Genomic DNA, 22525 nt, shown 5'->3' on the forward strand with positions numbered 1-22525 from the left:
TTAGTTACTGCACCGCAACTCGGTCGCGGCCGTCATGTTTCGCGGCGTACAATGCGTCATCTGCGGCTTTAAAGAGTTCATCAACGTTATCAAAAATACGTGCACTGGTGGAGATAACGCCAACACTCAAGGTAATTTTAAGCAAGCCGGCATTGGTTTCAAACTCAGTTTCACGAACTTGCTCAAGCAATTGTTTTGCAAAAATCTCAGCTTCCTGTAAGTCGGTTTCAGGAAGAATGATGGCAAACTCTTCTCCGCCATAACGGCACACAATATCAGCAGCACGCTTTGCATGTTTCTGCATTAAACTTGCCAGCTGCTGCAAGATTTGGTCACCTGCCAAATGCCCGTGGGTGTCATTAACGGGCTTAAAGTGATCAACGTCAATCATTAATAACGCCAGTGGCAACTCACGGCGTAACGTTCGTCTTAGTTCTCTATCAAGATGCTGTTGAAAGTAACGGCGATTATAAAGCCCCGTTAATGGGTCTTCAGTGTTCTTTTGCTCCAGCTCGGTATTTACATCCTGCAATTCTCTTAAAGCGACTTGCAGCTCAAATGTACGTTCATCAACGCTTTCTGCAAGCTCACGGTTATAGCGTTTCTCGGCCAGCAGCCGCTCTTTGCGTTGTTCGCTATAACGTACAGCCAGAACCCAGGACAGCAGCAGGATCTCAATACCGGAGCCTATCATAATGGCATGGCGTTGAATGAACATGCTGTCAATAACGCCAAGGTATCCCAGCGAGTTAGCAACAACCGAGACCAACAAACTGCACCAGGCCAGCGTGAAAATACGGGCGTAGACAAAGCCTTTACGCCACATGTAGGCGCCGACAAGTAACAGGAATAGACATCCCGGCACTGCCAGACTCAGCAGCACGTGGATACTGATTCGATAACTGGCAAAAATTGCAATTAACAGACTGATAGCTGACAGAAACGCCATAACCATCAGCCCCCGGCCCCATGTGTACCGATAACGCTTAAGTTCAAGCAGCTGATAAGCAAATAAGGCAGCCGTTAAAAAGGTTAAACTCCCGAATATGGGAATCCCTTTATCTTGCAAATACAGGGAGTTAGGCCAAAGGTAATGGAAACCCAGCCCCTCCAGCGACAACATAAGGCCGGCAAAAAATAAGGTATAAAGTGAGTAAACGCCAAACTCCGGTTCCCGTGAAGCGATAAAACCAAACAAGTTATATACCGCCATACAAAGCAAAACACCAAAGTAAACACCTTCAGCTATCCGTCGGTTCATTTGCGTTTCAAAGAAACCAATTTCAGTTCGCACTGCAATAGGCAGACGCATAGAGCTTTGAGTATTGGTTTTTATGTAAATCTCACCGTTGGTATTTTCAGGTAATGGGACAGCAAACTCTGAAGTGGGTATCGGCCTCTCACCGAACGGCACCGTGTCACCCATCTGGTAAGTTCTGACCCCTTCAGGCTGAATGATATAAATGGTCAGCTCGTCGAGTAACGGGTAGGCAATGTGCAGAATGCGATCGTAGGGTTTATTTTCAAGTTGAAAACGAAACCAATATTCGTCACTGGTATAACCAAAGGATGCCCGATCACTCTCCAGTTTTGACCATTGGCTGGCTGACAGGTTTCGGACTGTTTCCAGGTCGAGTTTTTGCTCGCTGTGAGTATATTCAATGGAAAGTTCCGACTGGCTTGTCGGTAACAGTTGCGCCTGAGCTGCGGGCATCATTACCACCAGCAGAACGAAAGCTGTCACTAACCACTTCAACACATTCAGCGAGAATGCTTTAGTCACTTTGTTCTCCCGGCCCAAAAAAACGCTCAGTGTTTGCGTAGGTTAACTCTGCTAACTTTTGCGTTGATATCTGCAGATGCTTTGCCAGCGTTTCACCGATAACAGGTAACAATGCAGGCTCGTTCATTTTAGGACGCGGTTTAATACCTCTGGGCAATAAAAACGGCGCATCCGTTTCTAAAACCAATCTGTCGAGTGGCAAATTCGGCAGCGCCGCTACCAACTCCTGATTACGCCGGTCATCACACAGCCAACCGGTAATACCAAACCAGTGATCGCGCTCAGCATAGCGTTTAAGTTCATCGGCACCGCCTGTAAAGCAATGCGTTAAACATAAGGTGTTATCAGCACAGTATTGGTTAAGCAGCTCAATTTGTCGGTCAATGGCGTCACGTTCATGTAAATAAAGCGGCAGGTTGAGCTCATTAGCCAGTTCAATTTGCGCAACAAATACAGCTTCCTGCTCGGGTCTGGGAGAATAGTTGCGATTAAAATCGAGTCCGCACTCTCCTATAGCAACCACGCCAGGGTGCTGGGCTAACTCTTTTAACTTCTGTTTGTAATCCGCAGGCGCTTCACCGGCATCATGAGGGTGAATACCTACAGTCATCACCAATTGCTCAGGAAACTGCTGACACAATTTAATGGCCTGTTCAGCCTCATCAATAGAGGTTGATATGATCAGTTGCTTCCGCACCTCTGCTTGCTGAGCCCTCAGCATGACGCCATCCAGGTCTTTCAGCAGTCGCTTATTGGTTAGGTTTACGCCCGCATCAAACCACATCGTCCTCTTCCTTTTTACCCGGCGTATACCAACGACTGACTTGTAAGCCCAACTCGAACAACATCCACATGGGTATTGCCAGCAAAGTTTGAGAAATAACATCCGGAGGTGTTAACAACATTCCGATAGCGAAGGCACCAACAATAATATAAGGCCGTTTTTTCGCCAACGACTCCCGACTGCAGGTTCCCGTCCAAATAAGCAGCATAATGGCAACTGGCGTTTCAAACGCAATACCAAACGCGACGAAGATAGCTAAAACAAAGTCGAGGTAACGGGATATGTCTGTGGCTACTGTGACACCCTCCGGTGCTGCGCCGGTAAAAAACGCCATAGCAACAGGTAAAACCACAAAGTAAGCAAAAGCAATGCCGGCATAGAAAAGTAACGTGCTGGTGGCCAAAAGCGGAATCACTAAGCGCTTCTCGCGTCCATACAAGCCCGGCGCAATAAACCCCCACACTTGCCATAATAAATAAGGAACCGCCAGCGCAAGGGCTACCACCAGAGTTAATTTAAAGGGCGTGAAAAAAGGGGCGGCGACGTCTGTGGCTATCATTTGCGTGCCGAGCGGCATATTACTGAGCAAAGGTTGTGCAACAAAGTGGTAAATGTCATTGGCAAAGTAAGCCAGTGAAGCAAACACCAACAAAATTACCAGTATAGAGCGCAGTAACCGGTTTCTCAGTTCAAGTAAGTGGTCTAATAAAGGCGAGTCACTCATTCCGCACCTTTATCCGTGTCCGTTTTTGGCTTGTTGTCAGTTTCCGGCCTGGCTTTTGAATACGGTCGCTGAACATCGGCTGCCGCGTTCCTTAGCTCAACCAGTGAGCGCTGCAGCTCCGGGCTTAAATTTTCCAAATCCTGACTTTCAGCTTGTTTCAAATGCTCGTGCAATTCTTTTATGCGCAGCTCATTATCGAGCTCACTTTGCACTTTTTGGGAGTATTGCCTGATACCAGATAAGGTTCTCTGAAAGCCGCGAATAGCTGACGGCAGGCGCTCGGGACCGAGCACCAGCAAGCCGACTATCGCTATAAGCAATAACTCCCAAAAACCAATATCGAACATCTACGACTTCCCGGTTTTATCCGAATCTGACTTGTCGTCATGCTCTTCTTTGTGTTGCAGCGAGTCATCGTCTTTATCTTTGTCATCCGCTTCATCGCCCATGGACTTTTTAAAGCCCTTTACCGCATTTCCCAGGTCGGAACCCAGATTGCGAAGACGCTTGGTGCCGAACAGCAAGACAACAATGACTAACAGTATGAGGAGCTGCCAAGGTGATATACCCATTTTATTTCCTATCGTTTACGTTAAATAAGTTCACTATTTGTCGTTTTAGGCCGGGTGCGCCAGGCCATAATTCCCAGAATAACAGTGACGACTCCGGAACCAATAGTAACCTCAGATAACTCGGACTGGTTCCAAAGTAATGTCGTACAAATTAAACCGCTGCCGGTTAATACCGTCCAGAACAGGGAGGTTGAAGCCTGCTTCTGAGTTAAAAGCTGTTGCCTGCGCAGCTGCCGTTCTCGTTCATCAATATTGTGTTGCTGGCGTAAGTTTTCATACAGCATCATTGGCATTTCAGGCAATTTCTCAGCCCAGTACGGCGCGTTCTCTTTCACCGAACGGACAATAGCACGCCAGCCCAGTTGCTCATTCATCCAACGCTCGAGGAATGGTTTAGCGGTTTTCCATAAGTCCAGTTCCGGGTATAGCTGGCGACCCAAACCTTCAATGTACAATAAGGTTTTTTGCAGTAAAACCAGCTGCGGCTGCACTTCCATCTCAAAACGTCGCGCCGTATTAAATAAGTTGATCAGCACGTGTCCGAAGGATATTTCCGCCAGTGGCTTCTCAAAAATAGGCTCACAAACCGTTCTTATGGCAGACTCAAACTCTTCAATATTGGTGTGCTTGGGTACCCAGCCTGAGTCAACATGAAGCTCCGCAACTTTGCGATAATCACGGTTAAAAAAGGCCAGAAAGTTTTCGGCTAAATAGCGTTTATCGTCGCGGTTAAGGGTTCCGACAATACCGAAATCAATACCGATATAACGCGGGTTTCTGGGGTCATCTTTCGCCACAAAAATATTACCCGGGTGCATGTCCGCATGAAAAAAGCTGTCGCGGAATACCTGGGTGAAAAAGACTTCAACGCCCCGTTCAGCGAGCTTTTTCATATCGACACCACGAGCTTGCAGGGTCGCAATATCGCTTACCGGAATACCGTCAATGCGCTCCATAACCATCACGTTATGGCGACTGTAGTCACTGTAAACCACCGGAATATAAAGCATGTCTGAGTTTTCAAAGTTGCGCTTTAACTGTATTGCATTACCTGCTTCGCGCATTAAGTCCAGCTCATCGAGCAAGGTTTTCCGATATTCTTTAACCACCTCTTTCGGCTTTAAGCGCCGCCCATCCGGTAAATGGTTTGCAGCTACCGACGCCAGGGTTTCCATCAGCTCCAAATCGGCATTAATGGTCTCGCGGATATCCGGACGAATAACCTTTATAACAATATCCGTTAACTCGCCGTCTCTTTTCTTCAGTTTACCGGTATGCACCTGAGCAATTGACGCCGACGCCAAAGGGGTTGTTTCAAAATCAGCAAAGCAGTCACTAATACTCTGTAAACCTAAGGACTTTTCGATAATACGCTGCGCTGCATGACCATCGAAAGGAGGGACTTTGTCCTGCAGGCGTGCCAGTTCAATCGCAATATCAGGCGGTAATAGATCGCGGCGGGTAGATAGCATTTGACCAAACTTAACCCACACCGGACCAAGCTCTTCAAGCGCCAGCCTTAACCGCACACCCGCAGGCTTGTCTTTGTGCTTATTGGGTAACCAAAACAACGCATGACGTCCTAAACGAATGGTCCAGGGCAACCAGCGTGCGGGGATAAGATCATCTAACCCATAGCTCAGTAGTGTTTTGGTAATTTTATAAAAGCGACGCGTCCGCATCATTAACCCTTCTTCTCACGACACTGACGTTCAAGGCGCTCAATTTGAGCCCGCAGCTGTTGTAAATCGGTTTTAAACTGGTCAAATTCAGCTCTTACCGGTAATAGTTTTTTCTCTTCAGTTAGCACACCATGGACCCAGCGCTGCTGCTGTTGCCATTGTGTTTTTACCTGCTCGCGGCTGCGACGCCAAAGCTTGCCCAACCAGTGTGCAGGCACGTCGCCTATGGTCTTCGCCAGTTCCGCTTCCCAGTCGACGTTTAACGACTTAAACAAGCTCACCACCTGTTGCGCCAGCATAGGGTCACCGTCAATATCCAGTAAATCCGCTTTGATCAGTCGCGTCAGGTTGGCTGTATCCTGCAGCTCGGGCAGTACACCCATTTCTGTTGCTATCCGGCAGTCTACATCGCTCTCATCCGACGTACTGAGCTGCACACCGTGGGTGTCCACACTCACGGTAATTTCAAAAGGCAGCTCTTTCAGATGAAAGCGCAGACGCTTTCCGTCCAGACGCTGCAAACGCTCCACCGACTCCGGGTCACGGTGCAACAGATTATTCGCTACCTTTTCAACCAACAAAGTTGGAATAAGCGGTAATAGCGTCATCAGAATTTATACCCTCGGTGCAGTGCAACCACGCCGCCAGTCATATTCTGGTAATCGACTTTTTCGTACCCGGCAGTGCTCATCATCGACTTCAGTGTTTCCTGGTCCGGATGCATGCGGATAGATTCCGCCAAATACTGGTAGCTGTCAGAATCGTTAGCAACAGCCTGTCCCATTTTGGGTAAAATGTTGAACGAATAGAAGTCGTACACCTGGTTCAGCGTAGCCGATACCGGTTTAGAAAACTCAAGAATTAATACACGTCCGCCAGGTTTGAGTACCCGCAGCATAGAGCGCAGAGCTCTGTCTTTGTCGGTGACATTACGCAAGCCAAAAGCTATGGTAATAACGTCAAAGGTATTGTCATCAAACGGAAGTTCTTCCGCGTCAGCCTGCACATAACGTACATTGCCAATAACGCCGCTATCGCGCAATTTGTCACGGCCTACTTTCAGCATAGCGTCGTTAATATCGGCCAGTACAACTTCGCCCTCAGCCCCGACACGGCGTGAAAACTGCGCGGTTAAGTCGCCGGTTCCACCGGCAATATCCAACACTTTCATACCGCGGCGAACACCACTGCAGTCAATGGTGTAACGTTTCCATAAACGGTGAATGCCAAACGACATTAAGTCGTTCATGACATCGTATTTTGCCGCTACCGATTGAAAGACATCAGCGACCAGGCTTTTCTTCTGACTGCGGGCAACTTTTTGGTACCCAAAGTCAATGGATTCTTCGTTTTTATCGTTCATTTAACTATCCCGAACTGATTTTGTACTAGTGTACTTGATGATCACACCTGAGCATAGTGGTCACGACGCGGTAACCAGCGCTCAATTAACGCTTCAGCGCTTTGTGGGTAGTGCTCTAATACGTGCTGAGCAATATTTTGGGCTTCTGGTATTAACGCTTCATCGCGCTCTAAATCAGCCACTTTCAATTCGGCCAGACCGGTCTGCCGGTGCCCCAGCAATTCACCCGGTCCGCGAATTTCTAAGTCTCGCTGTGCAATCACGAAACCGTCGTTACTTTCCCGTAAAACGCCCAGTCGCTGCTGCGCCGTTTGTGACAACGGACTGTGATACAGCAGCACGCAGTGACTGGCTACCGAGCCACGACCAACTCGTCCGCGCAACTGGTGCAACTGAGCCAGGCCCAGCCGCTCCGGGTTCTCAATGATCATCAGCGACGCATTAGGAACATCCACCCCAACCTCTATGACTGTCGTTGCGACCAATAGGTCAATGTCACCCGCTTTAAACGCCTGCATCACCTGTTCTTTCTGCTCGTGCTTAAGCCTGCCATGCACCAGGCCAATACTTAAACCTGGCAGCTGCTCCTGCAAGTCATTGGCGGTGTCTTCTGCGGCCTGACATTCAAGTACATCGGACTCTTCAATAAGCGTACACACCCAATACGCCTGACGGCCTTCAGTGGCACAGACCTCCCGCACACGCTCCACAATTTGTTCCCGCCGGGTATCCGGAATGGCAACCGTCGTGACCGGTGTGCGTCCGGGCGGCAATTCATCAATAACTGATGTGGCTAAATCCGCATACGCTGTCATAGCTAAAGTGCGCGGGATGGGTGTTGCGGTCATAATCAATTGATGAGGATGCACACCGGCCTGAACGCCTTTTTCGCGTAATTGTAACCGTTGATGCACACCAAAACGGTGCTGCTCGTCAATAATAACCAATGCCAGGTGCTGATATTCAACATCCGCCTGAAACAGCGCATGGGTTCCAACCAGTAACTGGATCTCACCTTGTTTTAACTGTGCCAGTAACTCCTGACGGGACTTACCTTTTGATTTGCCGCTCAACCAGGCGACATTAATGCCCAGCGGCATTAACCACTGACTAAAGGTAATAGCGTGCTGCTCAGATAAAAGCTCGGTTGGTGCCATTAAAGCCACCTGGTATCCCGCTTCAATCGCAGCCAGGGCACTGAGCGCAGCAACCAGAGTTTTGCCCGAGCCAACATCGCCCTGCACGAGACGCATCATTGGTTGGCCTCGGGCCATATCGCTGGTAATTTCTTTCACCACTCTTGCCTGCGCGCCAGTGGGTGAAAACGGCAACTGCTTTAAAAATGCCTCTTGTAACGCACCATTGCCTTTAATGGTAAAGCCCGCCTGAGCCTGTCGGGACTGGCGTAACTGCAGCAAACTTAATTGATGCGCAATAAGTTCTTCCGACGCCAGTCGCTGCTGCGCCGGATGCTCGCCTTGCTCCAACTGATGCAAAGGAACATCTACCGGCGGCCGGTGCAGAGTTAAAATCGCTTGTTCGAGAGAAAGTTGATGGGGCCTTAATTTTTCCGGCAGAAGCTCGGGCAAAGAACCAGGCTGAAGATACGTCAGTGCCTGCTCAATGATCTTACGCAATAGCCCTTGAGTTACACCTTCTGTCATTGGGTAGACTGGTGTCAGAGTTTCCTGCATATTCAATGGCTCACCGGCTTTAACAACGCGGTATTCCGGGTGGATCATCTCCCAGCCGGTCATGCCGCGGCGCACTTCACCAAAGGCTAATAAATGCGTGCCTTGAGCAAATTGTTTTAACTGAGCAGCACTGAACTGAAAAAAACGCAGACTGATACTGCCGGTTTCATCGCTGGCCTGACAAATCAGCATGCGCTTACGGCCGTACTTAATATCGGCATGCCGCACCGTGACCAAAACATTGGTTGCCACACCAGCACGCAAATTTGCAACGTCGGTCACTTGGGTACGGTCTTCGTATCGCAGCGGCAGGTGCAACAGTGCATCACTGACAGAGGCTAAGCCCAGCTTGCGCAGTTTAACCGCAACCTTTTCGCCCACACCTTTAAGTACCGTCAGTGGAATGTGCTGCAGTCCTTTTACCGCCACCTTTGCTCCTTATCTTGCACGCATCGCCAGCCACCAGGCTTCGTCCGCGACAATTTGTCCATTTTCATCCAACTCCGGATAAGGCATATTCTTACGCTTGCATGCCTTGGCATAAATCGGATGACCGCCTTCAAACAGCACTCGGTGTCGTTCTTCGGCACTCACGTGCGTTTTATCGTACAAACCAGCCAGTTCACGCTGGCGTTGCGCTTCATACAACATCACAGCGCCAGCTACAGAAACATTCAGTGACTGTACCATGCCCACCATAGGAATCATCACATGATGATCAGCAATATCCAGCGCCTCATCGGTTACGCCATATTTTTCCTGACCCAGTAAAATAGCGGTCGGCTTGGTGTAATCGACCTCACGGAAGTCTACAGAGTGTTCTGACAAGTGAGTCACCACCACCTGCATACCTTGCCCCTGAGTTGCTTCCAGCGCTTCACCAATGGTTTTATGGTTGTGAATTTTTACCCAATTCTGGCTTCCTAAAGCAGTTCCGCCGGACAACCTCGCCTTTTTGGTCAGCCATATCGCGTGCATTTCATGGACGCCTATCGCATCTGCCGAGCGAACCACCGCAGACAAATTATGGTTTTTATGCACGTTCTCCATGACAACGGTCAGGTCTGGCTGGCGTTTGTCCAGCATTTGGTTAATTCGTTGATATCGTTCAGGACTCATTTGCTTTTTTATAAAAATAGGACTAGATATAAGCAGTATACCCGAGAGAATCGGTCAGAACTAACCCTATGCTTCATCAAGGAAGACAAGAATAATAATGTCGTACTCCTATATTGCTCGGCAACCGATACTCACCAGAGACCAAAAAGTCTATGGTTATGAGCTGCTTTTCCGCGACAGCAACTCCAACAGTTTTCCTAATATTGACCCAAATGAGGCAACCTCCAAGTTGCTTCTGGAGCAGCACTTACTGGGTGATATTCAGACGCTGTGCATGGGAAAGCAGGCGTTTATTAATTTCCATGCCCGCACTTTGTTAAACGACTTTCCTTCTTTTTTAAATGCCCGAACGGTATGGGTGGAGCTGCTGGAGACTGTTGGCGTTGATGCTCCTTTACTTGAAGCCTGCAGCAGCACTACGTCGAAAGGCTACCGCATTGCGTTAGACGATCACGACTTTGACGGGCAGTGGGATCCGGTTATTCCGATGATCAACATGGTGAAAGTTGATATTCAGGAGCAGGGCTTAAACCTCGAAAGTAAAATTCGGTTCTTCAAAGAAAAGGGAATTCCTCTTTTAGCCGAACGGGTTGAGACTTACGACGAGTTTGAACGTTGTCTTGAATTGGGCTTCGATTATTTTCAGGGCTTTTTCTTTGAGAAACCTCAGGTCGTACAACAAAAATCGCTCTCGCCAAACCGTATTAGTAAGCTGACATTATTATCTGAGGTTCATAAAAAAGAGCTCGACTTAAATACCATAAGGCAGATCATCGAGCAGGACTTGTCGCTGACATACAGTTTACTGAAACTGGTGAACAGCGCACTTTACGGCGGCCGTAAGAAAATAGAAAACATTCAGCACGCTTTAGTCTATTTAGGCGATGCCGAAATTCGCCGCTTTGTTACCTTGGTGGTGTTAGCCAATGTCTCGGCAGGGCAACCTGAAGAGCTGACCATTAAGTCAGTGACCCGGGCGCGTTTTATGGAGTTAGTCACGGTCGAAATTCTCAATGAAAAACACCGCTCCAGCGCTTTTCTAGCCGGTATGCTTTCGTTACTGGATATTATACTGGGGGTACCGATGGACGATGTTCTCAAACAACTGCCACTTTCTTCAGAAATAACAAAGGGGCTGAAAAGCCGCGAAGGTGTCTGGGGCTATCTACTGCAAATGACCGAAATTTACGAGCGCGGCGAGTGGGATGCTCTGGATAAGCACCCTTTAAAACAAAAATTAAACGGCACCGATATTGGGCAGCTCTATATCGATGCCAGCCAATGGTGCCGTTTAGCGCTATTTTGAACCTTAACCTAAAAGCTTACGCGATACCTCATAGATGTCCGTCCGACGGTCTTTTTTATTCGTTACCGACCCTTCGTGATGCAAATAACGAAGCTCATCCAGGTTTAAGTCAGAAAACATCAGCATTTCGGTGTTCGGTGTCGTTTCCGACATAATTGCGTCATGCGGGAAAGCAAAGTCAGACGGTGAGAACACAGCTGACTGCGCATATTGCACGTCCAGACTTTCTACTTCAGGTAAGTTACCCACACTGCCACAAATAACCACATAGCATTCGTTTTCCACCGCACGAGCCTGAGCGCAATGACGTACGCGCAAATAGGCATTGCGGGTGTCCGTCCAGAACGGCACAAACAGAATTTCCAAACCCTCATCGGCCATTATGCGGCCAAGCTCAGGAAACTCGACGTCATAGCAAATCAAAATACCAATGCGTCCGGCGTCGGTATCAAAAACTTTAACTTCGTTGCCGCCTTCAATAACCCAGTCGCGTTTTTCGTGTGGCGTAATATGCAACTTATACTGCTCTTCCACCGAGCCATCGCGACGGCATAAATACGACACGTTATAAATTGTATCGCCATCCTGAAGCGGCATAGAGCCAGTAATGATATTGACGTTGTAACTGACCGCCATTTGCGACATTTCACGCTTAAACAGATCGGTGTACCCAGCCAGAAAACGAATCGCGTCCATTTGCTGGCTCTGGTCAGTCAGCCCCATTAACGGTGCGTTGAAAAACTCCGGAAAGACAGCAAAGTCACTTTGATAACCCGACAAAGCATCAACAAAGTATTCCACCTGCTTCAGCAGCTCTTCTACCGACTCAACCGAGCGCATTTGCCACTGCACGGCCCCCACGCGTACGTTTTGAATACGGGTGGTGAGAATGTTATCCGATGGCTCGTACAGAAAGTTATTCCATTCCAGCAAAGTCGCAAAGCCGCGCGACTTCTCGTCCTCGGGTAAATACTTGCCCAGCAGGCGTTTTACGCTAAAGTCGTTGGCCAGCTGAAAGGTCAGAATGGGATCATAAATTTCACGGCGCTGCACCTTATCCAAATATTGGCTTGGCGTCAGTTCGTTAGAGTACTTATAGTAATTGACGATACGACCACCTGCCAGAATAGCCCTCAGGTTCGCCTGTCGACAAAGCTCTTTACGCGCATCGTACAAACGGCGGCCCAGTCTGTAACCCCGGTATTCAGGGTGAATTAAAACATCCAGGCCATAGAGCGCATCGCCTTTCTTATTATTAAGAATGGCTTCTCTGTGACCAATTAAGTCGTCGTAGGTGTGGGGGTTAGAGAACTTGGTGTACTCAACTTTTACGGTCAAGGCGACCCCGACAATGCGTCCATTGTCCTCCAGACAAAACTGGCCTTCCGAGAAATCTTTTATCAGCTTTTCTATCGTAAACTGACTCCAGGAGCCGCCTATATCTTTATAGACCGCATCCATTAACGCTTTCAACTGTTCGTAATCTTCCAGGCGCAAATTTCGTATTTGCAAATGCAGTTCATCCGGGCTCATTATCTCTATCCTGATCTAAAACAACTTTACCGACAGTCTACACGTAATTGGAATAAGGTTGCATCAGGATAATTAGCTGTATAAACTTCTGGACGTCCAAATAAAAATAAAAGGCTGACACATGACAGATGCTTCGCCACAACCGGCTAGCGCTAAGGCGCTGTTACCTCTAGCGTTATTCTTAGTTTTGTTCTTAGGAACAGGGCTGTATTTTCAAAGCGAAGGCGTAGAGTACGCGTTTTATCAACTGCCCAGCCCGGTGGCTATTTTACCGGCAATAGTGCTGGGTATACTGCTCAGCAAACAGGCTTTTGAAGAACGTATTGAAACCTTCGTCGGTGGTGTCGGCGACAACAACATCATTACCATGTGTTTAATCTACTTATTGGCCGGTGCCTTTTCCACGGTCGCAGAAGCAACCGGCGGTGTAGATGCCATGGTGGCTTTAGGTTTAAACATTATCCCTCCGTCATTTCTGCTGCCCGGGCTATTCATCATAGCGGGCGTTATATCCACAGCTATGGGCACATCAATGGGTACCTTGGCGGCACTGGCCCCGGTCGTTCTGGGTATTGGTGAAGCAACGGATATCAGTCTGCCATTGCTGGCCGGAGTGCTGGTTAGCGGCGCGATGTTTGGTGACAACTTATCCATCATCTCTGACACCACCATTGCTGCAACCCGTACACAGGGTTGTACTATGAGGGACAAATTCCGTGCGAACCTTAAAATTGCAATACCAGCAGCTATTTTCACCGTTATTTGGCTGATCACTTACGATACCAGTCAGGTGCCTCTGGAGATCCCGGAAGCTAACCTCTGGCTGTCACTGCCTTACTTCGCCATCATTGTACTGGCGGTAACGGGGCTTAACGTTTTTGCCGTATTAGGCCTTGGTATTGTCTTAGCCGCTGCTTTTGGCATGTTCACGGTCGACTATGAATGGGTTGCTTTCAGTCAGGATATTTACGAAGGCTTTGGCAGCATGCAGGAAATTTTCCTTCTGTCGTTACTCATTGGTGGCTTATCAGCGCTAATCCGTCAGCAGGGCGGACTGGCTTTCTTAGCCGCTTTTGTCGAAAGTGCAGCCAACAAGGTGAGTAAACACAAGCAACGAGCCTCCGCCATTGGCGTTGCCGCACTAACCGCACTGACCAATTTCTGTGTTGCCAACAACACCGTCAGTATTCTGTTAGCCGGTGAGGTCAGCAAGCGTTTGGCAAAAGTGGGTAACTTAGCACCACGACAAAGCGCCAGCTTATTAGATATTTTTGCTTGTGTTGTACAAGGCGCGTTGCCGTATGGAGCGCAAGCACTGCTAATGGGGGCTAGCTTTAAAATATCCCCATTGTCAGTCAGTTTGCATACGGGTTATTGCTTTATTCTGGCAGCAGTGGCTATTGCTATTATCATCTGGCGCCGACCTCTGGAGGACAGAGAGCCGACACCAGAGTCAGCCTAAATTAGTTGGTGCTGGGCAGTTCCATAATGCCGTCAATTTCAATCTGCGCGCCTTTCGGTAATTGTTTTACGCCGATAGCCGCGCGAGCCGGATACGGCTGTCTGAAATGTTTTGCCATCACTTCGTTCACAATAGCGAACTGACCCAGGTCGGTCAGATAAATCTGAACCTTGACCATATCCTGTAATTCACCACCGGATGCTTCACAAACTGCAGTCAGGTTTTTAAACACCTGCTCCGCCTGAGCCGTGAAGTCTTCACTAACAAGCTCCATAGTTTCAGGAACCAGCGGAATTTGCCCGGAAAGATAAACGGTCGTGCCAATTTTGACTGCTTGCGAATAAGTGCCGATAGCAGCAGGCGCTTTATCCGTTGAAATAATTACTTTAGACATATTACTTCCTTAAGCGCGTCACGCGCTGAACATCCGGCATTTTACGAATGTGACGTATCACGTCCGCTAAGTGCTTACGGTTTTTTATGGTTAAAGCCACATCAATGAAATAAATGTTGGCGTCAATTTCTTCGGTCTGCAGACCGTCAATATTACAACCCGTGGTGGCAATTGACGAGGTTAACTTGGCCAGCACACCCTGATTGTTAACAATTTCAATGCGAATCTCAGAAATAAACTCGGCGTCGGGCTTGTTATCCCACTCAACCGGGAAGTAACGACCGGGATCATCTTCATGTCCGCGAACGTTTTTACACTCACGGCGATGGATAACCAAACCTTTACCCGGACTGACATGGGCAATAATATCATCGCCCGGAATAGGCCGGCAGCACTTCGCGAAGCTTACCAGAAGACCTTCAGCTCCTTTAATTGAGAGGCTTTTTTGCGATGCGTTGTCGTCTTTTATTGGCTGTAAATCGCCTAATAACCGCTTCGCAATAGCTATCGACATCATATTTCCCAGGCCAATTTGCTTTAATAGGTTCTCGCGGGTATCAATTTTGGTTTCCTGCAACACTCGGTTAAATTCCGATTCCGGAATTTCGTCATAACTGACTTGCCCAAGCGCTGAGCGAAGTAAACGTTCACCCAGTTGCTGCGCTTCATCAGCTTCCTGGCTTTTCAGGTACTGACGGATTTTCGCTCGTGCTTTACCGGTTACGACAAAGTTCAACCAGGCAATATTAGGACGCGAGTTCGGTGCTGTTTTTATCTCAACCGTCTGCCCTGTTTCTAACGGTTTACTCAATGAATAAGTGCGATGATTAACCCTGGCGCCAATGCACGTATTACCAATATCGGTGTGTACCGCATAAGCAAAGTCTACTGCCGTAGCGCCCTGAGGTAATTCGGTGATACGTCCGTCCGGGCTGAATACGTAAATTTCATCGGGGAACAGGTCAGATTTGACGCTTTCAATAAACTCAAAAGAGTTACCGGCACTTTGCTGCAGCTCTAACAGACTCTGCATCCACTTACGGGCGCGCACCTGAGCGGTAGTACTGGAGTCATCAGATTTTTTGTACATCCAATGCGCCGCGACACCCCGGTCAGCCATAAGATCCATCTCTTCAGTGCGGATCTGAATTTCTACCGGTACCCCGTGTGGTCCTTTTAAAGAGGTATGCAGCGACTGATAGCCATTTGACTTAGGAATTGCAATATAATCTTTAAACCGCGTTTCAATGGGTTTATACAAATTGTGCAGCGCGCCAAGAACCCGGTAGCAGGTATCCACACTGTCCACAATGACGCGGAAAGCGTAGATATCCATGACCTGTTCAAACTTAACTTCTTTGGCCTGCATTTTGCGGTAAATACTGTGCAGATGCTTTTCACGGCCGGACACCCGCGCTTTAATATTATTGCCTTCAAGCCGGGAGTTGATTTCACTCTGTACACGCTCAGTAAACTCGCGTCGATTACCACGTGCCCGTTTAACTTCCGATTCCAGCAACTTCCCGCGCCAGGGATACAACGCCCAAAAGCCCAGTTGCTCCAGCTCGTTTTTAATATCGTGCATACCCAGACGGTGCGCTAACGGCGCATAAATTTCTAAGGTTTCGCGGGCAATGCGGCGGCGTTTGTCGGGCCGGAGGTGCTGAATAGTGCGCATGTTATGGGTGCGGTCAGCCAGTTTAATCAGAATAACCCGAATATCCTGCACCATCGCCATAATCATCTTGCGATAGTTTTCCGCCTGAGCTTCTTCTTTAGAGTTAAACTGAAGTTTATCCAGTTTAGAAACCCCTTCGACCAGACTGGCAACCGTTGCGCCAAAGCGCTCGGCCAGGTCTTCCCGGCTGGTTTCGGTATCTTCAATCACGTCATGCAGTAAGGCAGCCATGAGTGTTTCACAATCCAGCTTCATATCCGCAAGCAAACTGGCTACGGCAACCGGGTGAGTAATATAGGGTTCACCACTGCTGCGTTTTTGCGAACTATGGGCTTCATTTGCTACAACAAAGGCATCACGAATACGCTCCACCTGCTCAGATGGAAGATACTCACTAACTTGAGCCTTTAAGCCTTCAAATAAGTACACCAGATAACTCCCCGGGTCACACCGGACTTATGAATATACTTTCAGAATAAGGGGATTTGATAGAATTGCCAACGGCATTGATGCCGTTGGCGAATAGAAATTTTTATTCGATACCGCGCAACGCATCTACGGCGCGCAGTTCTTCAGCGTCTTGCTGCTTTTGAGCGGCTTGATCTTCGATATCCAGACGTTCGTTGTCGATAAGACCTTGCTCTATTTCACGCAAAGCAATAACAGTTGGCTTTTCGTTCTTTGTTTCAACTAATGGCTCTTTACCATTAGCCAACTGACGCGCGCGGCGTGAAGCTAACAAAATTAAATCAAAACGGTTACCAACACGGTCTACAGCATCTTCTACAGTTACGCGAGCCATGGTTTTACTCCAAATAAAGCGTGAGTCGTATTTTTCGAAAGGCTAAGAATTATACGGAATTAAGCCCTATGATCCAAGCAATTCCTTCAATACCTTTGAATATCTTACTTGTTGGTGCGGCATTTTATGCCGTTGGGCAAAGACAATATGCTCCAGCGATGCCAGAGTACTATCAAAATCATCGTTTACCAGTAAGTAGTCAAACTCATGATAATGCGACATTTCTGCCTGAGCTTTTGCCATGCGCTCAGCAATAACTTCGTCGGAATCCTGACCTCGGAATCGCAACCTTTCTTCCAGAATATCCAAGCTTGGGGGGACAATAAAAACCGATCGCACTTCAGGGTGGTGTTCACGAACTTGTTGCGCGCCCTGCCAGTCAATATCGAGGAAAACGTCTTTGCCTTCAGCCAATAAGGACTCGACGACTTTACGAGAGGTTCCATAATAATTGCCGAACACACGTGCCCATTCATAAAACTCACCCGCATCAATACGCTGTTCAAACTCGTCAGTATTGAGAAAATGGTAGTGGACGCCCTGCACTTCACCTGGGCGCGGAGCACGCGTAGTAGACGATACAGATACCTGCATGGATTGATCGGGGTGTTTTTCCAACAAAGCCCGTATCAGGCTCGACTTGCCTGCGCCACTGGGGGCCGCAATGATAAACAAATTCCCTAACACCGGAGACGCGGTCATAACGGGTTCTCTTTTTAAGAAACGGACGATCACTGTTGGCGCGAAATAATAACACGGTTTCACACCGCGATGAAAATTGAGTAGAGTATGGCTTTTACGCAGCAGCGGTACTAATTTGCAGACTTCATCAGCGCCAGTGGCGAAACCATCAAAACTTCCCCTCTTTTTCGGCCTGTTGGTTCTGGTGTTGCTGGGGCTCAATCTACGCCCGCTGCTAACCTCGGTAGGACCTCTTGCCGACGAACTGCAAACCATTACCAAACTGTCTTTTAGTGAAGTTTCGCTACTGACCACACTGCCCATCTTAATGATTGGTTTAATGGCGTTATTCGCTGGCCGGGTAACGACAGCATTAGGTTATAAGCAGGGCATAGGTCTTGGCCTGCTTGTACTTTGCGCAGGCCTGCTAGTACGCTTATTTGAACCGACAAATATAAGCTTAATCAGTAGTGCCCTGGTTGGAGGGGTTGGTATTGCACTGCTTCATATTGTGATCCCTGAGCTGACCAAGCAAAAGTATCTGAATCGCTTAGGCATGGTCACCGGTCTTTGGTCTGCTGCACTGATGGGCGGTGCTGCACTCGGCGCCGTTGCCACCCCCTGGGCCGCAAACTTACTACCTGAACGGTTCCAGGCTCTGGGAAGCTGGTCCCTGTTGGCCTTACTGGTGCTCGTCATTTGGTATCTCCCTTTTAACCGGGTTCCGGTAGCCAGCATCCCTCCAAGACACCTGCTTTTGCGTGCTCATCGTTATCCACGGGCCTGGCTGCTCGGTATTTACTTTGCCCTGGTTAATGCAGGCTATGCAGGGTTCATTGCCTGGATAGCACCTTTTTACGCGGAGTTTGACTGGCCAGCACAAAAAGCCGGAAATTTACTGGCACTGTTTTCTTTAGTTCAGGTTATTGGCGCTTTATTGTTGCCGGCTTTATCTCGAACACAAGACCGACGCTTTTGGCTAATGCTAGCGGTTATCACCCAAATGGTGGGGTTTGCCGGACTCAGTTGGTTTCCGACAGCGGCTCCGTGGTTATGGTCCGCTCTGTGCGGTTTTGGTTTAGGTGGCGCTTTTCCGCTGTGCATTGTTATGGCACTGGACCATATCGATAACCCAGTGCAGGCCGGGCGTCTGGTTTCCTTTATGCAGGGTATAGGCTTTATGTTTGCCAGCCTCATGCCGCTTTTAACCGGATGGTTCAGAGATGTTTCAGGCAACTACAGTTTAGGCTGGCAACTACACATCATTGTTGGCTTATTAATTTTGCTGATAACCTGGCGCTTTAACCCCAAGAGTTACAAAGGCTTATTTAACTTGCGGGAATAATTCTCGCAATAATGTCGTCGGCCAAACTCTCTAGCTGTTGCTGAGGTAAACCTCGTCCCGCCATGGTGCGCAACCCAATAACATTCGTTTGCAACAAGCGACCAAGACGTTCGGGAGACTGAGCCCGACCAATTTCTCCACGCTGTTGCGCCAACTTGAAAGCATCGGTGAAGCCGCGCTCAAACTCGTCCAGATAAGCTTTGGCAGGTTCACTAAACGTCTTGTCTTCCGGAGTGAACTCAAGCAAAGTTTTCACTAACATGCAGGCTTTCGTCGGCGACTCATTAGATGTCATTACCGCTATATTGCGAAGGTACAAACTGATACCCTGCAAAATAGACGAACTTTGAGCCAATGTCTGTTCAAACTCTTCCGTTGCAAGCACAGCGAACTTTTCCAGAGTTTCTTTAAATAGCGCTTCCTTGTTACCAAAGGCGGCGTAAATACTTCCTGGCCTCATGTCCATTTCTTCTTCGATGTCTTTCATCGAGGTCGCATGATATCCCTTGCGCCAGAAAAGCTTGAGCGCATTATTAAGCGCTGTTTCCCGGTGAAATTTAGGCGTTCTGGGCATTTTCTTCATCCTTAATTATTGACCTGGAAACAAGTATAGACCTGCTTGTCCCTAATTTCACTTTAAGAAGTGTTAAGAATTATGATCCAAAGTTTTCGGGAACGACTATTAGAAGGAACATTACAAATAAGGGTAACACTATGGAAATTGTTCAGTTCGGTTCCGATGATATTGAAAATACTCTGGCGAAAATGTCAGATGACAAATTAAACGACATTGCGTTTGGCGCGATTCAGCTCGACGGCAGTGGCAAAATCATCCAGTACAATGCCGCTGAAGGCGATATTACAGGTCGCGATCCGGGTGCTGTTGTTGGTAAAAACTTTTTTAAAGAAGTCGCTCCTTGTACCAACAGCCCTGAGTTTAAAGGCCGCTTCGATGAGGGCGTAAAAAATGGCGACTTGAACACCATGTTCGAATACGTTTTTGACTATGAAATGAAGCCGACTAAGGTCAAAGTTCACATGAAAAAAGCCCTGACAGGGGATACCTACTGGGTGTTTGTTAAGCGGCTATAACGTGGCAAACTCACTTAATCACCACTTCATTGTAACTGTCATCGGCGATCTTATCGCCGATGAGCTCTCCAGAATGCGTCCGGCTGAAAGCGAGCACTGGAAGCGCCGTCAGTGGCACGAAGACGATTATTTGATATCGAAAAACCAGGTCACAAAAGACGATGGCGACGAAGCTGTTGCGGTAGACTCCCTGGAAAGGCTTGCTCTGGCCGGGCGGGTTGTCCAGTTTTTCCACATGGGAGACAGCGGAGTCGAGGACTATCTCTTACGTCGCCACAGTCTGTCCGAATGGGCTGAAGTGGTGCTTAAGTCACGACAAGTTCACTCTCAAAATTTAACCGTAACGACTTCTGGCAGTACCGGACAACCTAAGGCTTGTGAACACTCATGGAGCACTTTGGTTGAGGAAGCTCATGCGTTTATACGTATTTTTAATAATGAATACGACATATCGCCTAACAGAGTGGTCTCCTTAGTTCCCAGCCATCACATTTATGGCTTCCTGTTTACTGTGTTATTACCTAATCTCGTCGATATTCCCGTTATAAGAGGGTTCAAAGCCTATAGCCATGTTCGTAACGGCGGCTTGCGTGCAGGCGACATCGTTGTTGGCTTTCCAGAGTTATTGACTCAGCTTTCTACAGAGATCCCGCCATTACCGCCGGGAGTGCTTTTTATGAGTTCAACGGGTCACTGCCCACCAGGCACATTGCACCAGCTCTACTCTATGGGTGCTGCAAGAACTGTCGAGGTTTACGGTAGTTCAGAAACTGCAGGTGTGGGTTATCGCAGCGAGCCAGAGGATAATTATCGTTTGCTTCCCCGCTGGCGCAGCCACGACAGCAATCCTCAGTGTATCGTTGACAGGCAGACGCTATTAACCTTTGATTTACCGGATAGCGCAGCTTGGAAAAACGACAGTGAATTTCAGATTAAAGGGCGTGTTGATAAAGCTATTTCAATACGGGGAACCAATGTATTTCCCGACCATGTTGCTGATTGTCTACGCCAGCACCCTGATATTGCTGATGCCACTGTCAGGCCACTCGTAGCGGACGAAGGAACAGGCTTAAAGGCGTTTATTGTTTTACAAAGGCATTCTGAAAACACCATGACTGAGCAAAGTCTAAAAAACTGGCTAAGTGAACGTTTACTTGCGGCCGAAGTCCCTCAGCACATCAGCTTTGGTAAGCAGTTACCGCTTAATACCATGGGCAAGGCCTGTGACTGGGCTATCGATAAACCTTAAGCGACTCAATTAATGCAGCGCTCTGACGAGTACATCGTCAAAGCGTAGATCCGTTACCTGGGCACATTCCAAAGCAATTTTATGCTTTACATTCTGTTGTGTTAACTGCTCCCGAACAGCGTTCAGACATTCATTATTACGATCAGCAGAAAGAGTCGACATAAGCACAACAATAAGGCCATTCCCTAAGCTACCCGGAATGTCGTAATCACGAATGCTATTACGCAATATATGGCTTGTCGCTTTTAACGTCGCAACATCATCAGCCACTTTTACAACAAGAACGTAATATTGGTATTCGGAGTGCGCCTGAAATAGACTAAAGCGGCGTTGCAATGACTGCAGCATAAGCCGCCGATTGTAAAACCCCGTGTTCTCATCGCTGCCCCCCGTTTGCCGTAACTTCAGTTCAAGTTCTTTGTAGTCGGTAATATCCTGAGTGGTGCCAAAAATAATTTCCTGACCATTGTCATTCGTCCGGTAAATACCAGATTCCCGTAACCATCGAATTTCGCCGTCCGCTAACATGATGCGATGCTCCACGTCCCGCGCACCCGACTGCTTAACCGCTTCAATAGCTTCAGTCAGCGCTTGTCTGTCTTCCGGGTGGGTCTTATCCATAACCAATGCTAAAGACGGTTTGGTTTTTGCTTTATTCAGACCATGTAAGTCGTACATAGTATCGGACCATTTGGACAGCCCTGTTTTTAAATCCAGCTGCCAATGACCCAGCCCCCCGACTCGCTCGGCTAACATTAAATTCCGCTGGTTCTCTTCAGCTTTCAGTTCCAGCATTTTTCGTTCGGTAATGTCGAGCATTTGCCCATTCCACAAGGTGCTGCCGTCATCTTGTTGAATCGTTACCGCGTGTCCGTATATCCAGGCTTCTTTACCGTTTCTAATCACACGGTATTCTTTTATCCAGCGGTATTTGTAACGGGCGGAGTCGTGCATACTTTTCAGTACCGACTGTAAGTCATCGGGGTGGATAATGTTGCTGAGCAAATTAATATCGTGACTCAATGCCTCGGCGGAACATCCGAAAATAGCTTCCACGCCCTGGCTCACATAGTTAAATTTTAATTCCCCGTCTGGCGAACGTTCAAGTTGGTAAAGAGCGCCTGGAACAGCATTTGCTAAGAGCTCTAAATTCACGCGGCTTTTATCAGTATTCATAACGACTAAGTCACTTTTTATCTACTGCAACAACAGTGCTCATAATACCGCAGTGGCCAGAAACTAAACAGCAAATTAATACAAAG

Annotated in this window: 22 protein-coding genes; 5 read left to right on the forward strand and 17 right to left on the reverse strand. The window is 48.1% G+C overall.

Annotated features, from left to right (window positions below; translation table 11 throughout):
• Window positions 1-4 precede the first annotated feature (4 nt).
• The 10 genes from K5X84_RS11240 to trmH are packed head-to-tail and all read right to left on the reverse strand — an operon-like array spanning window position 5 to window position 9721.
• Window positions 5-1783 (reverse strand): sensor domain-containing diguanylate cyclase, encoded by a 1779-nt coding sequence (locus K5X84_RS11240; protein WP_222235893.1) that lies wholly within the window; start codon window positions 1781-1783, stop codon window positions 5-7.
• A complete protein-coding gene (locus tag K5X84_RS11245) occupies window positions 1776-2567 on the reverse strand; it encodes a TatD family hydrolase (protein ID WP_222235894.1) in 792 nt (263 codons plus the stop codon). The genes K5X84_RS11240 and K5X84_RS11245 overlap by 8 nt, the downstream gene beginning before the upstream one ends.
• Window positions 2557-3291 carry a twin-arginine translocase subunit TatC gene (tatC, locus tag K5X84_RS11250; RefSeq protein WP_054490121.1) on the reverse strand — a complete coding sequence of 245 codons (735 nt, stop codon included), beginning with the start codon at window positions 3289-3291 and terminating at the stop codon, window positions 2557-2559. The genes K5X84_RS11245 and tatC overlap by 11 nt, the downstream gene beginning before the upstream one ends.
• The gene (gene tatB, locus K5X84_RS11255) at window positions 3288-3638 is read right to left on the reverse strand and encodes a Sec-independent protein translocase protein TatB (RefSeq protein WP_222235895.1); all 351 of its coding nucleotides are present in this window, start codon (window positions 3636-3638) and stop codon (window positions 3288-3290) included. The genes tatC and tatB overlap by 4 nt, the downstream gene beginning before the upstream one ends.
• On the reverse strand, window positions 3639-3863 hold the full coding sequence (gene tatA / locus K5X84_RS11260) for a twin-arginine translocase TatA/TatE family subunit (protein WP_199493794.1): 225 nt from the start codon (window positions 3861-3863) through the stop codon (window positions 3639-3641).
• Between the two features lie 20 nt (window positions 3864-3883).
• Complete coding sequence (gene ubiB / locus K5X84_RS11265) at window positions 3884-5545, reverse strand: ubiquinone biosynthesis regulatory protein kinase UbiB (RefSeq protein WP_222237027.1); 1662 nt, start codon at window positions 5543-5545, stop codon at window positions 3884-3886.
• 2 nt (window positions 5546-5547) lie between these two features.
• Window positions 5548-6153: a ubiquinone biosynthesis accessory factor UbiJ gene (locus K5X84_RS11270; RefSeq protein WP_054490112.1), complete on the reverse strand. Its 606-nt coding sequence runs from the start codon at window positions 6151-6153 to the stop codon at window positions 5548-5550.
• The gene (gene ubiE, locus K5X84_RS11275) at window positions 6153-6908 is read right to left on the reverse strand and encodes a bifunctional demethylmenaquinone methyltransferase/2-methoxy-6-polyprenyl-1,4-benzoquinol methylase UbiE (protein ID WP_222235896.1); all 756 of its coding nucleotides are present in this window, start codon (window positions 6906-6908) and stop codon (window positions 6153-6155) included. Before ubiE ends, K5X84_RS11270 begins: the two co-directional genes overlap by 1 nt.
• 41 nt (window positions 6909-6949) lie before the next feature.
• A complete protein-coding gene (gene recG, locus K5X84_RS11280) occupies window positions 6950-9031 on the reverse strand; it encodes an ATP-dependent DNA helicase RecG (RefSeq protein ID WP_222235897.1) in 2082 nt (693 codons plus the stop codon).
• 9 nt (window positions 9032-9040) lie between these two features.
• Window positions 9041-9721, reverse strand: coding sequence for a tRNA (guanosine(18)-2'-O)-methyltransferase TrmH (trmH, locus tag K5X84_RS11285; RefSeq protein ID WP_199493791.1), 681 nt, complete (start codon window positions 9719-9721; stop codon window positions 9041-9043).
• A gap of 97 nt (window positions 9722-9818) precedes the next feature.
• Between trmH and K5X84_RS11290 the strand changes: the two genes are divergently transcribed.
• A complete protein-coding gene (locus tag K5X84_RS11290; RefSeq protein ID WP_222235898.1) occupies window positions 9819-11027 on the forward strand; it encodes an EAL and HDOD domain-containing protein in 1209 nt (402 codons plus the stop codon).
• 3 nt (window positions 11028-11030) lie between these two features.
• Here K5X84_RS11290 and K5X84_RS11295 read toward each other — a convergent pair whose 3' ends face one another.
• Window positions 11031-12560 carry a bifunctional GNAT family N-acetyltransferase/carbon-nitrogen hydrolase family protein gene (locus tag K5X84_RS11295; protein WP_222235899.1) on the reverse strand — a complete coding sequence of 510 codons (1530 nt, stop codon included), beginning with the start codon at window positions 12558-12560 and terminating at the stop codon, window positions 11031-11033.
• Between the two features lie 121 nt (window positions 12561-12681).
• Here K5X84_RS11295 and K5X84_RS11300 point away from each other — a divergent pair, with 121 nt between their 5' ends.
• Window positions 12682-14022 carry a Na+/H+ antiporter NhaC family protein gene (locus K5X84_RS11300; RefSeq protein ID WP_222235900.1) on the forward strand — a complete coding sequence of 447 codons (1341 nt, stop codon included), beginning with the start codon at window positions 12682-12684 and terminating at the stop codon, window positions 14020-14022.
• 1 nt (window position 14023) lies between these two features.
• Here K5X84_RS11300 and K5X84_RS11305 read toward each other — a convergent pair whose 3' ends face one another.
• The 4 genes from K5X84_RS11305 to gmk form a co-directional block, all read right to left on the reverse strand.
• Window positions 14024-14416, reverse strand: coding sequence for a RidA family protein (locus K5X84_RS11305; protein WP_222235901.1), 393 nt, complete (start codon window positions 14414-14416; stop codon window positions 14024-14026).
• A 1-nt stretch (window position 14417) separates the two neighbouring features.
• The gene (spoT, locus tag K5X84_RS11310; RefSeq protein WP_199493788.1) at window positions 14418-16523 is read right to left on the reverse strand and encodes a bifunctional GTP diphosphokinase/guanosine-3',5'-bis pyrophosphate 3'-pyrophosphohydrolase; all 2106 of its coding nucleotides are present in this window, start codon (window positions 16521-16523) and stop codon (window positions 14418-14420) included.
• A gap of 103 nt (window positions 16524-16626) precedes the next feature.
• Complete coding sequence (gene rpoZ, locus K5X84_RS11315) at window positions 16627-16896, reverse strand: DNA-directed RNA polymerase subunit omega (protein WP_011235607.1); 270 nt, start codon at window positions 16894-16896, stop codon at window positions 16627-16629.
• A gap of 66 nt (window positions 16897-16962) precedes the next feature.
• Entirely contained in the window at window positions 16963-17598 is a 636-nt protein-coding gene (gene gmk, locus K5X84_RS11320) for a guanylate kinase (protein WP_199493787.1), read from the reverse strand.
• Window positions 17599-17734: 136 nt separating this feature from the next.
• Here gmk and K5X84_RS11325 point away from each other — a divergent pair, with 136 nt between their 5' ends.
• A complete protein-coding gene (locus K5X84_RS11325; RefSeq protein ID WP_244994786.1) occupies window positions 17735-18922 on the forward strand; it encodes a cyanate transporter in 1188 nt (395 codons plus the stop codon).
• On the opposite strand, the gene K5X84_RS11330 is transcribed toward K5X84_RS11325, so the two are convergent.
• Window positions 18906-19496 (reverse strand): TetR/AcrR family transcriptional regulator, encoded by a 591-nt coding sequence (locus K5X84_RS11330; protein WP_199493786.1) that lies wholly within the window; start codon window positions 19494-19496, stop codon window positions 18906-18908. The genes K5X84_RS11325 and K5X84_RS11330 overlap by 17 nt on opposite strands.
• Before the next feature lie 140 nt (window positions 19497-19636).
• Here K5X84_RS11330 and pyp point away from each other — a divergent pair, with 140 nt between their 5' ends.
• Together pyp and K5X84_RS11340 are read left to right on the forward strand one after the other, a co-directional pair.
• Window positions 19637-20014 (forward strand): photoactive yellow protein, encoded by a 378-nt coding sequence (pyp, locus tag K5X84_RS11335; RefSeq protein ID WP_054490088.1) that lies wholly within the window; start codon window positions 19637-19639, stop codon window positions 20012-20014.
• A 1-nt stretch (window position 20015) separates the two neighbouring features.
• On the forward strand, window positions 20016-21263 hold the full coding sequence (locus K5X84_RS11340; RefSeq protein ID WP_222235902.1) for an AMP-binding protein: 1248 nt from the start codon (window positions 20016-20018) through the stop codon (window positions 21261-21263).
• A 9-nt stretch (window positions 21264-21272) separates the two neighbouring features.
• Here the strand turns inward: K5X84_RS11340 and K5X84_RS11345 are convergent, their stop codons facing one another.
• Window positions 21273-22439 (reverse strand): GGDEF domain-containing protein, encoded by a 1167-nt coding sequence (locus K5X84_RS11345; RefSeq protein ID WP_199493784.1) that lies wholly within the window; start codon window positions 22437-22439, stop codon window positions 21273-21275.
• Between the last annotated feature and the right edge of the window lie 86 nt (window positions 22440-22525).

This window comes from Idiomarina abyssalis (genome assembly GCF_019797805.1).
GTDB lineage: Bacteria > Pseudomonadota > Gammaproteobacteria > Enterobacterales > Alteromonadaceae > Idiomarina > Idiomarina abyssalis.